General features: G+C 72.5%; 10 protein-coding genes. 5 read left to right on the forward strand and 5 right to left on the reverse strand.

The annotated features are described in order from the left end of the window. Positions 1 to 90 precede the first annotated feature (90 nt). The gene (locus RS86_RS05765; RefSeq protein WP_235281639.1) at positions 91 to 849 is read left to right on the forward strand and encodes an alpha/beta fold hydrolase; all 759 of its coding nucleotides are present in this window, start codon (positions 91 to 93) and stop codon (positions 847 to 849) included. Between the two features lie 159 nt (positions 850 to 1,008). Here the strand turns inward: RS86_RS05765 and RS86_RS05770 are convergent, their stop codons facing one another. Further along, on the reverse strand, positions 1,009 to 2,343 hold the full coding sequence (locus RS86_RS05770) for an MFS transporter (protein WP_082076600.1): 1,335 nt from the start codon (positions 2,341 to 2,343) through the stop codon (positions 1,009 to 1,011). Positions 2,344 to 2,580: 237 nt separating this feature from the next. Here RS86_RS05770 and RS86_RS05775 point away from each other — a divergent pair, with 237 nt between their 5' ends. Further along, positions 2,581 to 3,135, forward strand: coding sequence for a hypothetical protein (locus tag RS86_RS05775; RefSeq protein WP_052680099.1), 555 nt, complete (start codon positions 2,581 to 2,583; stop codon positions 3,133 to 3,135). Here the strand turns inward: RS86_RS05775 and RS86_RS05780 are convergent. Continuing rightward, positions 3,080 to 3,664 (reverse strand): cysteine hydrolase family protein, encoded by a 585-nt coding sequence (locus tag RS86_RS05780; protein WP_045271370.1) that lies wholly within the window; start codon positions 3,662 to 3,664, stop codon positions 3,080 to 3,082. The two genes, RS86_RS05775 and RS86_RS05780, sit on opposite strands and share 56 nt — an antisense overlap. 55 nt (positions 3,665 to 3,719) lie before the next feature. Here RS86_RS05780 and RS86_RS05785 point away from each other — a divergent pair, with 55 nt between their 5' ends. Together RS86_RS05785 and RS86_RS05790 are read left to right on the forward strand one after the other, a co-directional pair. Then, a complete protein-coding gene (locus RS86_RS05785) occupies positions 3,720 to 4,172 on the forward strand; it encodes a MarR family winged helix-turn-helix transcriptional regulator (protein WP_235281644.1) in 453 nt (150 codons plus the stop codon). Between the two features lie 5 nt (positions 4,173 to 4,177). Then, positions 4,178 to 5,593, forward strand: a complete 1,416-nt coding sequence (locus RS86_RS05790; protein WP_045271372.1) for an MFS transporter — start codon at positions 4,178 to 4,180, stop codon at positions 5,591 to 5,593. Positions 5,594 to 5,634: 41 nt separating this feature from the next. On the opposite strand, the gene RS86_RS05795 is transcribed toward RS86_RS05790, so the two are convergent. From RS86_RS05795 to RS86_RS05805, 3 genes are all read right to left on the reverse strand, one after another. Beyond that, positions 5,635 to 6,192, reverse strand: coding sequence for an RDD family protein (locus RS86_RS05795; protein ID WP_152642095.1), 558 nt, complete (start codon positions 6,190 to 6,192; stop codon positions 5,635 to 5,637). Next, entirely contained in the window at positions 6,189 to 7,562 is a 1,374-nt protein-coding gene (locus RS86_RS05800; RefSeq protein WP_082076601.1) for a M1 family metallopeptidase, read from the reverse strand. The genes RS86_RS05795 and RS86_RS05800 overlap by 4 nt, the downstream gene beginning before the upstream one ends. 61 nt (positions 7,563 to 7,623) lie before the next feature. Continuing rightward, on the reverse strand, positions 7,624 to 11,712 hold the full coding sequence (locus RS86_RS05805; protein WP_045271277.1) for a Pls/PosA family non-ribosomal peptide synthetase: 4,089 nt from the start codon (positions 11,710 to 11,712) through the stop codon (positions 7,624 to 7,626). A 320-nt stretch (positions 11,713 to 12,032) separates the two neighbouring features. Here RS86_RS05805 and RS86_RS05810 point away from each other — a divergent pair, with 320 nt between their 5' ends. Further along, complete coding sequence (locus tag RS86_RS05810) at positions 12,033 to 13,817, forward strand: sigma-70 family RNA polymerase sigma factor (RefSeq protein ID WP_152642096.1); 1,785 nt, start codon at positions 12,033 to 12,035, stop codon at positions 13,815 to 13,817. Positions 13,818 to 13,844 lie beyond the last annotated feature (27 nt).

Consider the following 13,844-nt stretch of genomic DNA (forward strand, 5'->3'; position numbering starts at 1 on the left):
TGGCGTGCGCTGACGGGGACGACTCGGATAGTAGGGGAGCCACAGGGGGGCGAGGGCGCCGCTCATGGCCGGATGTGGTGGAGTGGTTCGGTGAGCGAACCCGACCTGACCCCAGCCCTTGGCGGAACCGTCACGGCGTTCACCGTCGGATCCGCGACGCTGATCGCGGAGCGCGTGGGATCCGGATCCGAAGTGTTCCTGCTGCTGCACGGGCTCGGCATGGGGCGCAGCGTGTTCGTCGAGCTGGCTCGACGACTCGACGGCATCGTCGTGGCCGTGGACCTCCCGGGCTTCGGCGCGGCACCGGAGCCCGATGTCCCGCTCACCATGCCCGAGCACGCCGACCTCGTCGCGGCGCACCTGGCGGCCGAAGGCCTGCCGGCGGTCACCGTCGTCGGGCACTCGATGGGGAGCCAGGTCGCGGCCGAGCTGGCCGTCCGCCACCCGGACAGGGTCCGCGCCGTGGTGCTCGCCGCGCCCACCGTCGATGCCGGCGCCCGGCGCGTGGCGCGGCAGGCGCTGCGGTTCCTGCACGACACCGCCTCGATCGACCCGCGCGTGGTGCTCCGCGGCGTGCGCGAGTACCTCCGCGCCGGCCCGCAGCTCGTCCGCAAGATCCGCGCCACGGTCGCCCACCGCCCCGAGGACCTCTACCCGCGGATCGCCGCGCCGACCCTCGTGCTGCGCGGCTCGCGGGATCCGGTGTGCCCCGCGGTCTGGACCCGCGCCGTCGCGGAGGCGATCCCGCGGGCGGAGTTCGCGGAGATCCCCGGCTGCGGGCACGAGACGATGATCCGCGACGCCGACCCGGCCGCGGCCCGCATCGCGGACTTCCTCTCCCGCACCTGACGCCGGATCCCGCACCTGACGCCGGATCCCGCACCTGTCCCAGTCGCCCGCCCCCGGGGGATCCGCTTCCATCTCCGAGTCGTCCCCGTGAGCGGAGCCCATGGCGTGCGCTGACGGGGACGACTCGGAGGTAGGAGGGAGGAGGGAGGAGGGAGGAGGTCAGGCCTGCGGGGCTTGCTGCCGCGCCGCGCGGAATGCGATCGCGGCAACGCCCAGCGCGGATCCGAGGAACACCACGGCGAGGATCGCCCAGCCCGCGAAACCGAGGGCGATCGCCGTCCCGTTAACGAGGAGCGGCGCGACGAGCGAGCCGATCGAGAACGTCATCCCGAAGACGCCCTGATAGGCGCCCGCGCGCACGGGATCGGCCAGCTCGAAGCTCAGGCCCCAACCGCCGGCCTGCGACAGGATCTCGGCGAAGGTGTGCGCGACGAGCGCGATCAGCAGCACCGCGATCGCCGCCACGACAGGGAGACCCGCGGCCGAGGCGTAGACGAGACAGGCTCCCGCCATGAGCACGCCCGCGATCAGCGAGACCTTGCCCGCGACGCGCAGGTCGTGCGTGTTCCGCGAGAACCGCACCTGGAAGAGCACCACCAGCACGGTGTTCGCGATCAGCAGCACCGAGACCGTGGCGTCGGGCGCCGTGGTGGCGTGGGCGATCCACAGCGGAACGCCGACCTCGGCGACGCCGAACTGCATGCCGAAAGCGGCCGAGAACAGGGTGAGCAGCAGATAGCGCGGATCGCGCCAGGGTGAACGGGCGCGCCAGTCGCGGCGCAGCTCCCGCTCGGCGGCGGCCGTCGCCGCGGCGTTCACGGATCCGGTTTCGGTCGTGATCGTCTCGGCGACCCGCCGGGCGGCGTCGACGGAGGAGGGCAGACGCAGCAGCGGGATCGCGCCGACGGCGCAGATCACGCCGGCGATCACGATCACGATCCGGTACGCCAAGGGGGTTCCGATCGCCAGCGCGATCGCGGCGATCCCGGATCCTGCCGCGATCGAGAGGTTCGTCACGGTGCGCAGCACGGCCCTGGCGTGCACGCGGTTCTCGCCGGTGAAGCCGCGTGCGATCACCGCCGAACGGGACGACTGCGCCAGGGCGTCGAGGAACCCGCTCGCGACGGCGAGGACGATCGCGGTCGCGAACGAGCCGACGAACGCGTAGGCGACGAGGAGGAGCCCGGCCGCGACCTCGAACGCGAACGACAGGCGCCGCGCGCTCCACCGGTCGGCGAGCCACCCGCCGAGGAACGAGGCGAGGATGCTGCTGCCACTCGCCGCGGCCAGCACGATCGCGGCCTGGCCGCCGTCGAGTCCGACGATCCGGATGAAGTAGAGCACCGTGATCGTCAGGAACACGCCGCGCCCGATGCGCGCGACGGTCGTCGCGGTGACCAACGCGCGAAGAACCGGGTCATCGAGCGCACCGATGATGCGGCCGACCGGACCGGAGCGGCGCATCGTCTGGGTGCCCGCCGGATCCGAAGTCATAGGGTTCGATCCTAGGACGTGCGGAGGAGCCCCGCGCGGCGGTACCGCCCCCGCGAGCCGCGCCTCCTATCCGAGTCGTCCCCGCGAGCGGAGCCTCTGGCGTGCGCTGACGGGGACGACCCGGAGATGGGATCGCCGGGCCGGGGGTCGCCGGGCAGGAGGCCAGACCGGCCGGGTCGCCGGGCCGGGGTCACCGGCCGGGAGGGAAACGGGCCGGCCTCGCTCTACGCTGGGGTCGTGCAAGGGGCGACGGTCGAGGGCGTGCGGATCGCGTGGGCGCGCACGGCGCCCGATGATCGGCGCGAGACCGGCCGCGCGCTCATCCGGGCGCTGGCCGCCGAACTGGCCCCGGGAGCGGACCCGCGGATCGAGCAGCGCTGCCCGGTCTGCGGCGGCCCGCACGGACGGCCGCTGCTGCCGCACGCACTACTGCTCGCGAGCGCCGCGTACGCGGATCCCTGGGTCGTCGTCGCCGTCGCCCGTGAGCAGGATGCGGAAGCGGTCGGCATCGACGTGGAGCTCGAGGGATCCGCGCCGGAGCTCTCCCTCCTGTTCGCGCCGGGGGATCCGCCTGACCTCCGCGGCTGGACCGCGATCGAAGCGGCGCTCAAGGCCGATGGGCGCGGCCTGCTGGTCCCTCCCGACCAGGTGCGCCTCTCCCCTGACGGGTACGCGACGGTGCCAGACGGCGGCGAGTTCCGGATCCTCCCGATCGCCGCCGCGCCCGGCACGATCGTCAGCCTCGCGCTGCGGCGTCCGCGCCCAAGCCCGCCGCCCACGCATCGACCGTGATCACGTCGGCCTGACGCGGGAACACCTTCTCGAGCAGCACCCTGTGCACCTCGGGATCCTGATCCGCACACGCGTCCGCCAGGACGGTGAGCCCGAAGTCGTGGTCGGCGGCGTGGCGGACCGTGCTCAGCAGGACCCCGCTCGTCGAGACGCCGGCGAGCACGAGATCGGTCGCGTCGAGTCCGCGCAGCACGACGTCGAGGTCGGAGGCGAACGCGCCGTACCGCCGCTTGACGACCACGGGCTCCCCCGGAAGCGGGGCGAGTTCGGCGACGATCTGCGTGGCCTCGGCGTCCTCCCCCATGTACGGGGCTGTGGGCGACTGGGCGATCGCGCCGAAGGCCTTGTTGCGCACGGCCGCCTCGGGGAAGCCCTCGCGGAACGCGACGCGGACGAAGACGACGGGGATCCCCGCGGCGCGCGCGGCGAGGAGCGCCCGCTGCGCGTTCACGATCACGTCGGAACCGCCCTCGGCGTAGCGTCCGGCGATGCCGTTCTGGAAGTCCATGAGCAGGAGTGCGGTGGTCATCGCCACGCCCTTTCGAATATTAGACAGGTATGACTGTGCAGTTTAGGCTGTCGATATGCCGGAGACCTCGCCCACGACCGATGCATCCGCTGTGAGTGCGCGGCAGACCGCGCTCGACCTCCGCACGGTTGTCGCGCGCCTGCTCCGCCAGTTCCGCGAGGCCGGCGCCGACGAGACGATCACCCCGTCGCAGGCATCAGCCCTGGCCCGGCTCGGCAAGGGCGGCGTCTCGACCGTGAGCGCCCTCGCGACGGCGGAACGGGTGCGACCGCAGTCCATGGCCGCGACCGTCGACGCGATCGAGGCGCTCGGTCTCGTCACCCGCAGCCCCGACCCGGGAGACGGGCGCCGGCAGATCATCGAGCTCACGGATGCCGGACGCGCCAGGATCGAGGGCCAGAAAGACGCGGCCGCGACCTGGCTCGAGCACGCCCTGGACGCGCTCGACGAGGACGAGCTGCGCGCGATCTCCACCGCGACCGGACTCCTGGAGCGGATGCTGCCGTGATCCGGATGCCCTCGGCGCCGATCGGCGGCCCCGCGCCCGCCGGCCGCTTCGATCGGCGGCTGCTCGCCCCGATGATGGTGGGCTCGATCCTCAACCCGATCAACACGGCCATCATCGCCGTGGCGCTCACCCCGATCGGCCTCGCGCTCGGCGCCCCGGCCCGCGAGACGGTGTGGCTCGTGTCGAGCCTCTACCTGGCCACCGCGATCGGACAGCCGCTGGTCGGCCGCCTCGTCGACATCTTCGGCGTGCGATCCCTCTTCCTGCTCGGCGCGGTGCTCGTGACCGCCGCCGGTGCGATCGGGCTGTTCGCACCGGAGAACCGAGACAGCATCTGGTGGCTCGTGGCGGCGCGCGTCATCCTCGGCCTCGGCACCTGCGCGGGCTATCCGGCGGCGATGCACATGATCCGCGCGGAGGGGGACCGCACCGGCCTCGCGTCACCGGCCGGGATCCTGACCCTGCTCAGCGTCACGACCCAGACCATCGCCGTGATCGCGCCCGCGCTCGGCGGCGTGCTCGTGGGCGCCTGGGGCTGGCGCGCCACCTTCGCCGTGAACGTACCCCTCGGGCTCGCCACACTCCTGCTCGGCGCCCTCTTCCTGCCCCGACGGACAGGACTCGAGCCCGAGGTGGAGGACCGGCCGCGGATCGACGGGATCGGGATCCTCCTCTTCGCCGTCACGATGCTCACCCTGCTCGTCTTCCTGCAGAACATCGCCCCGGCCCTGATCTGGCTGCTCGTCGTCGCCCTCGCAGCCGGAGTCGTCTTCGTGTGGTGGGAGCGCCGGATTCCCGATCCCTTCATCGACGTGCGAGTGCTCTCCGGCAACCGGCCGCTGCTGCTCAGCTACGTGCGATCGCTGCTGACCGCGACCATCTCGTACACGTTCGTCTACGGCTTCACCCAGTGGCTCGAGGACGGCCGCGGCCTCAGCCCGACGATCGCCGGCCTCGTGCTGCTGCCGGTGTTCGCGGCCGGCATCGCGGTCGCGCTCGCGTTCGGACGCCGGCCCGAGGTCGTCGGCAAACTGCTGGTCGGATCCGCCGCGCAGCTCGTCGCCGGGATCCTCGTGCTGTTCATGACGGGCTCGTCGCCGATCTGGTTCCTGGTGCTGGCGATGCTCGTGCTCGGCATCCCGCAGGGCCTCAACAACCTCGCGATCCAGAACTCGCTGTACTTCCAGGCCGAGCCCGCGCGGATCGCCTCCTCGGCAGGCCTGTTGCGCACCTTCTTCTACCTGGGCGCGATCGTCTCGTCCGTGATCTACGGCAACGTCTACGGCGCCAGGGCGACCACGGAGGGACTGCACGTCCTGGGCTGGGTCGTGGTCGGGATCGCCGCGATGTTCCTCCTCATCACGGTGTTCGACCGGTCGCTCGCGCGGATCGGGCGGGAGGACCCGCCGGCGAAGGACTGACGCCCGACGCGACCCGGATCCCGGCGGCGCCTCACAGGCGGTCAGGGCAGGCGGGTGATGCGGCCCCGACGGAGCCGCGCGGTCGCGGCCCGGTCGATGCTCACTCTGACCTGGCCGACCCCATCGATCGCCGCCCAGAACAGGAACGGCAGGAAGACGGCGCGGATCAGCATCGCCCACCCGGCCTTCGCGAGTCCGACCGGGCTCCCGTCCCTCATCCGCACCACCTGGGTCCCGGTCAGCAGTCCGCCCAGGGCGCGGCCGTCGCGAAAGGCGCAGCCGTAGCCGAACGGCAGCACGACGATCAGCGCGAGTCCGATGACGACGGCGCCGACCGCACGGTCGGGGTCGTCGGATGCCGCGCCGTAGATGATCGCCACGGCGACCGCGACGGCATAAAGGAGGACGCTGTCGACCAGCCAGGCCAGGAATGCTCCCGACATGGTCGAGTCGACGTAGAGCGTGCCGTCCTCGAAGGCGCGGACCCGCTTCGCCACAGCGGTGCCGAGTTCTGAGGCGAGCCCCGCACGGACGTCGGCCAGCGCAGCTCTGCGGTCGGCGGGGGCGATCGCCCCGGGCCTCGGCATGTCCTCCGTCATCGGGTCCCGTCCACGGCTCTCGGGTTCACGTTCAGGGCCTGAGTCACCGGCGCCGGCTCCACCGCGGCGCCCGCTGCCGCCTCGGGCAGCGGCGGCAGCGCCTCGGCGTCGAGCCAGGCGTCGAAGAACGCCTCGAGCCGGCGACCGGCGACGGAGGCGGCGAGCGTGCGGAAGTCCTCGGTCGTCGCCGTGGCGCCCGCGTGGCGTGAGGTCCACGTCCGGAGGATCTGGAAGAACGCATCCTCGCCCACCGTCAGCCGCAGTGCGTGCAGGACGAGCGCGCCGCGCTTGTAGACGCGGTCGTCGAACATGACTTCAGGACCCGGATCCGAGAGCACGAGGTCCTGCGGCTCCGCCGCGAGCGCGGTCCAGTGCCCGAGCGCCTTCGCATGCGCGCTGTGCCCGCCGCTGCGCTCGGACCAGATCCACTCCGCGTAGCAGGCGAAGCCCTCGTTCAGCCAGATGTCCCGCCACCGTGCCAGGCCCACGCTGTTGCCGAACCACTGGTGCGCGAGCTCGTGCGCGATGAGGCGCTCGAGGCTGCCCCGCCCGTCGATGTGGTTCGCGCCGAAGACGCCCATCCCCTGCGCCTCGAGTGGGATCTCCAGGTCGTCGGCGGTCACCACGAGCCGGTAGGAGGGCAGCGGATACGGTCCGAACGCCTCCGCGAAAACGGCCATCATCTGCGGCAGCGGAGCCAGGTCCGCGTCCACGCGGGCGGTCAGTCCCGCCGGATGCAGCACCTGACCCTCGACCCCGGAGAGGTCCATGCCCCGAGAGACATATTTCCCGATCTGCACGGTCGCGAGATAGCTGGGCGTCGGGATGGTGCGCTCGAAGATCCAGGTCGTGCGACCGCCCTTGGTCGTCGTGGACACCGGCTCCGCGGCGGCGACCGCATATCCGGGGTCGGTCGTGATCGAGAGGCGGTAGGTCGCCTTGTCGGAGGGGTGGTCGTTGCAGGGGAACCACGACGGTGCGCCGATGGGCTGCGAGGCCACGATCGCGCCGTCCTCCAGCTCCTCCCAGCCGAGCGTGCCCCAGCGGGTGCGCCGCGGACGGGGTGCCCCGCCATAGGAGATCGTGAGTTCGAACGGATCCCCCGCCGCGAGCTCGCGCCCGAGCGCGACCTTGACCTTGCGGTCGGTCTGCGTGAAGCCGATGCGCCCGCCGAGGTCGCTGCGCACCTTGGTCGCGCGGAGCCCTGCGAGATCCAGCGAGATCGCCCTGGTCGCCTCGGCGGCACGCCCGCGCACGACGGCGACGCCGTCCAGCCGGTTCGTGCCGAGCCGGTAGTCAATCGTCAGGTCGTAGTGCTCGACGCGGTAGCGGCGATCTCCGGAATGCGGGGTGTAGTCGTCGGGGCTCACGGTTCCATGCTCACAGATCCTGGCGCACTCGATGCGCCGCACTCGCTGCGGGCCTTCGCGCTCACTCCGCCGCCTGGTAGCTGCGCACCTTCACCACGCGCCAGGGGCCGATCGGGTTTCCGCTCCAGCGGCTGCCGACCGGCACGCCCTCGCCCCGCATGACGAGCGAGGCAGGTCCGACCGTCGCATCGGATCCGATCGTGGCGGCGGGCAGGATCACGCTGTGCGGGCCGAGGGTCGCTCCGGCCTCGAGCGTGACCGTGTCGATGCTCATCACGCGGTCGTGGAAGAGGTGCGTCTGCAGCACGCAGCCGCGGTTGACCGTCGCGCCGTCGCCGAGCGTGACCAGATCCGGCTCCGGCAGCCAGTAGCTGTCGGTCCAGACGCCCTTGCCGATCGTCGCGCCGAGCGAACGCAGCCACACGGCGAGCGCAGGCGTGCCCGCCGCGGCGTTCGCGAACCACGGGGCCGCCATCATCTCGGTGAACGTGTCGGCGACCTCGGTGCGCCACACGAAGCTCGACCAGAGCGGGTGCTCCCCCGGACGGATCGGCCCGACGAACGCCCACTTCGCGGCGGTCGCGAACGCGGCCGCGACTGCTCCGGCGGCCAGCAGGACGAAGCCGGAGAGCACCACGGTCCACGCCAGCCCGATGCCCGTGGCCAGCGCGGCGAGCGTCAGCAGGACGGCCAGCCCGAGTGCGCAGGAGAGGATGACCGGCACGATGCGGCACAGCTCCCACAGGCCGCGGGCGATCCGCAACGCCGTGCGGGGGCGGTAGGTGCGCTCGAGGTCCGACTCGTTCACCACCCGGCGCAGACGCACCGGAGGGGATCCGAGCCAGGAGGATCCTGCCTTCGCCTTGTCCGGCGCCACCGAGAGCACGGCGACGAGGCCGTCCTTGGGCACCTTGTGCCCGGCGCCCGCCATGCCGGAGTTGCCGAGGAACGCGCGCTTGCCGATGCGTGCCGCGGCCAGGCGCATCCATCCTCCGCCGAGCTCGTAGGACGCGACCATCGTGTCATCGGCGAGGAAGGCGCCGTCGTCGATCGTCGTCATCGAGGGGATCAGCAGCACCGTGGAGATCTCCACCTCCTTGCCGACCTTCGCCCCGAGAAGGCGCAGCCAGGTGGGGGTGAACAGGCTCGCGTAGAGCGGGAAGAGCAGCGTGCGGGCGGAGTCGAGCAGGCGCTCCGTGGTCCAGGCCTGCCACGCGATCCGGCCGCGGACGGGGTGGATCCCCTCGCGCAGTCCGATCGACAGCAGCCGCGTCGCCGCCACGACGAGCACGGCGAACACGAGCCCTGTGACGAGCACGGACGGCACGAGCCAGATCGCCAGTCCCGGGATCGCGGCGGCGAGCGATGTGGCCCCGCGCGCACCCTGCACGAGCACGAGCGCGCCGAGCGCGAAGGCGAGGACGGGCAGGAGACCGAGACCCATGCTCGATGCGGCATATGCCCACAGCCAGCGCCGGGGGGCCGGCGGACGCTCCGGCGCGAGCGGGGCGGATTTGCCGCCGACGCGCACCGCCGGGGATCCTGCCCAGCGCTGCCCGGCGCGCACGCGGCCGAACACGGCGGATCCGGGAGCCACCTCGGCGGCACGGCCGATGCGCGTGCCGGGCGCGAGCGTGCTGCGCGCCCCGACCACCGCGCCCGCGCCGATGCGTATTCCGCCGACGCGCACGGTGTCGCCGTCGATCCAGTATCCGGAGAGGTCGACCTCCGGCTCGATCGCGGCGCCGGCCCCGATGTCGAGCATGCCGGTCACCGGCGGCAGCGTGTGCAGGTCGACGTCGGGGCCGATCTTCGCCCCGAGCGCCCTGGCGTAGTAGCTCACCCAGGGCGCGCCCGCGAAGCCGACGGGATCGATCTGGTGGCTGACCTGCTCGGCGAGCCAGAGCCGCAGGTGCACTCCGCCGCCGCGGGGATAGTCGCCGGCGCGGACCCCGGCGAGCAGGATGCGCGCGGCGACCGCGGCGATGGCCATCCGTCCGAACGGCGTCGCGAAGACCACGAGCCCCACGATCAGCAGCCACAGCGGCGCGGTGGGCAGCCAGTCGAAGCCCGGCACGAGGTGCAGGATCGCGCTGCCGGTGAGCAGCCACAGCACCCACCTGACACCGCCGAGGACGAACAGCGGCACCCCCAGGATCGTCTGGATCCACTGCATGCGCCGCGGCGTGGGCCGGGACTCGTGGAAGTCTCCGGGCTCCGGCTCCTCGTCTCCCGCCTCGGCCTCGACGGCGTCGGCCATCCGTCGCAGGCGCGGCAGGTCGTACACATCGGCCATCGTGAACTCGGGGGCTCGGGACCGGATCCGGCTCACCAGCTGCGCGGCCGCGAGGGATCCGCCGCCGAGCTGGAAGAAGTCGGCGTCCTCGTCGAGCGGTCGCGTGCCGAGCACGGCGAACCACTGCTCCGCGAGCCAGGCCGCGGTGCCGGTCAGCGTGGAGTCGTCGGCGTCCGGATCCGTCAGCGGCCAGGGCAGCGCCGCCTTGTCGACCTTGCCCGAGGTGCGCACGGGCAGGTCATCCATGATCGCGAGGAGCGGGATGAGCGGGGCGGGGAGGGTCTCGGCGAGCTCCGCCCGCGCGGTCTGCCGGTCGAAGCCCTCGGTCGGCACCACATAGCCGACGAGCAACGGGATCCCGCCCTCGCTGCGCTGCACGACGACCGTCGCCGCGGTGACCGCGGTGAGGTTCTGCAGCGCGGCCTCGACCTCGCCGAGCTCGATGCGCCGGCCGCCGATCTTGACCTGGTCGTCGGCGCGCCCCTGGAACACGAGGCCCGCCTCCTCGTAGCGCACGAGATCGCCGGAGCGGTAGGCGCGGTCCCAGCCCAGGGATGCCATCGGCGCGTACTTCTCCGCGTCCTTGGCGGGGTCGAGGTACCGCGCGAGCCCGACGCCCCCGATCACGAGCTCGCCGACCTCGCCCTCGGCGACACGATTCCCCTCGCCGTCCACGACCGCGAGGTCCCAGCCGTCCAGCGGCAGGCCGATCCGAACCGGCTCCCCCGCGCGCAGCGCCTCGCCGTTCATCTCGGCCGCGCAGGCGACGACCGTGGCCTCGGTGGGGCCGTAGGTGTTCCAGACCTCGCGGTCCTCGCCCACCAGCCGCGCGGCGAGCTCGGGCGGCAGCGCCTCGCCGCCGAAGATGAGCAGCCGCAGGTTCTCGATCGCGTCCTGCGGCCAGAGCGCGGCGAGCGTCGGCACGGTCGACACCGCGGTGATGCCGTGCCCGAGCAGCCAGGGCCCGAGGTCCTCCCCCGAGCGCACGAGCGCGCGCGGCGCCGGCACGAGGCAGGCGCCGTAGCGCCAGGCCAGCCACATCTCCTCGCACGATGCGTCGAAGGCGACGGAGAGCCCCGCCAGCACCCGGTCGCCGGGCCCGAGCGGCGCATCCTGCAGGAAGAGATTCGCCTCGGCGTCGACGAACGCCGCCGCGGAGCGGTGTGTCACGGCGACGCCCTTGGGCACCCCGGTCGAGCCGGAGGTGAAGATGATCCAGGCGTCGTCCAGCGGCATCGGATGCGGCACGGTCGTGATCGAGACCGAGCTCGGATGCGGATCCTCCCCGTCGAACAGCCCGGATCCGGCCCGCTCCCCCGCGGCGGTCCCGGGCACCCCTGTTGCCCCTGTTGCCCCTGTTGCCCCAGTTGCCCCAGTTGCCGGGGCCACCCGGGCCGTTTCGGGGCGCGTTCCGTCCTTTTGGGGCGCGCCCTGCCCGGATTCGGTGTCGGGATGCGCCCCAAACGGGGAATCTGCGCCCCGAAACACCCCTCCGGCGCCGATCACGCCGCGCACCTTCGCCTCGCCGAAGACCAGGTCGGCCCGCTCCTGCGGGTCGTCCGCGTCGACCGGGACGTATGCCGCCCCCGCCGCGAGCGTGCCGAGGATCGCGAGGTAGAGCTCGCGCCCGCCCGAGGGCATCCTGATGCCGACCCTGTCACCGCGCATGACCCCGTGCTCGCGCAGCCGGGCGGCCGTACGCCAGACCTGGGCCAGCAGCTCCCCGTAGCTGAGTGCGCCCGCCGCGTCCTCGATCGCAGAGGCGTCGGGGTGCCGGCGCGCAGTGTCGACGAGGATGTCGATCAGCGTGCGCGGCGTCGCGGCGAGCGCGGCGCGGTCGAGGATGTCTTGCATGGGTTCCGTTCGAGCTGCTGTCACGCCGGGGCGCGTGCGCGCTCAGGGTACCGCGGGCCGGGAAACAGCAGGTGAAGCGTCGCTCCCCGGCGACGCTTCACGTCATCCGGCCCGGATCCGCTTCCGCACCCTCGCCGGATCCGATGACAAGAATTCGACGAGAACAACTCGAGAATGACGAGGCCGAGGTGCCAAGATGCTGTTGACGCAGCGTCATTCCGGGGTTGACCCGACCCCGCCACGGGTGCGCTGGTGCCGCCCTCCATGTCCGGAGCGGCGGTGTGGTGCGCCTCGGCGGGGAGGCCGTCCGGGGAGGTGTCATGACCGAGGTCCGAAGCGATGCGGAGCTTCTCCGCGACGTGCGCGCCGGCGATCGCGGCGCCTACGACCTGCTCTGGCGTCGGCACTATGGAGCGGGGATCCGCCTCGCAGGACGACTGGCGCCGTCACGCGCCGAAGATCTCGTGTCCGAGTCCTTCCTCGCCATCTACCAGCAGGTGACCACGACGCCGAACGGCCCGACCTTCGCGTTCCGCTCCTACCTGAAGGCCGTGATCCGCAACACCGCGATCCGCTGGCACAAGGATGCCCAGCGCCTCATCGACTCGGACGACGTCGACGACGTCGAGCACCGGGACGCCCTGAGCTACGCGGAGCAGGAGTCGGAGTCCACCGACGTCCTCGCCGCCTTCCAGGAGCTGCCGGAGCGCTGGCAGCGCGTGCTCTGGCTGGCCGAGGTCGCGGACGCGAGCAGATCGGACATCGCCCGCGAGCTGCGGATCAGGCCCAACGCGGTCTCGGCTCTGCAGCGCCGCGCGCGCTCGGGACTGAAGTTCCAGTGGCTGAGCCGGCAGATCCCCGTCGCGCTGCGCGAAGAGACCTCCCATGTCGCGCGCCTACTGCCCCAGTACCTCACGGAGCCCCGCAACGTCATGCTCGCCGCAGAGGTCGGCGCGCACACCTCGGACTGCGCAGACTGCCGCGAGCTGCTGGGCAGCCTGCGCGGGGGCGCCGCGCGGCTCCAGGGCACGACGCTGGCCGTCCTGCTCGGCTCCGCGGGGCTCTCGGTTCCGGCTGCCGCGTCGATGACCTCGGGGACGGCGGCCGCAGCCGCGGTCGTCTCCGCCGGCATCGGCGCCTCGGGCTGGTTCTTCGTCGGCGGCGGACTGATCGTCGCGGGATCCCTCGCTCTCGCCCCGCTGATGATCGTGGCGCCGGCCCTCCCCGTCCCCGCGCCGACTTCGGCACCCGCAGCCATCGCTGGACCCCTCCCCGACCTGACGCTCCCCCTGCTCGGACTCCCGAAGACGGGCCTCGATGAGGCCGTCGACACGGCGCCCATCCCGATCGGATCGGTCGAGCTCGGCCGGTGGATCACAGACCCGACGATCACCCCGATCGAGGTTCTCACCGACCCGGTCGCCCAGTACATCCCGCCGAAACCGCAGCCCGCGGATCCCGGCGTCCCCGGGCCCGGAGATCCCGGATCCGGTACCGGAGGGACGCCGGGCCTCGACCCCGGCGTCACCACCCCGACGGATATCGCGGCCTACGTCGCCCCGATGATCACCGGACGGACCGCCCCGGGCAACGCCGTCGCGATCGACTTCGCCGCCCAGCGATACGCGGTCGACGTCGCCCCCGATGGATCCTGGACCTTCGACACCCGCCCGCTGGCATTCGATCCCGGGACCTACGACTACTCCGTCTGGGCGTTCACGCCCACGGAACAGTCCCTCGCGACCACGGGGACCCTCACGCTGCAGACACCGACGGTGCAGGGGTTCGAGCAGCTCGCCGGGCCGATGCCCCTCGACGAGGCGCGCACCACCGGGCTCGTGATCTCGATCACCGGACCGGCGAACGGCACGGTCTGGGTGTCGACCCCCACGACCGACGCGACCGTCACGCTGGACGACACCGGTCACGCGGTCCGGCGGATCAGGATGCTCGCCGACGGGTGGTACCCGTTCGGCTTCTCGGTCATCGATGCCGACTGGTACTCCGGGCCGGCCTTCGCGGCCAACGTCGACGTCCTCGACCCCAGCCGGGGCCCGGACTGGCCGCGCGGCGGCGGAGGCGTGTTCGAGATCGTCGACCCCTGAGCTCGGCGGCGGGGATCCGGCCGTCCC

Source organism: Microbacterium azadirachtae (genome assembly GCF_000956505.1).
Classification (GTDB): Bacteria; Actinomycetota; Actinomycetes; order Actinomycetales; family Microbacteriaceae; genus Microbacterium; species Microbacterium azadirachtae_A.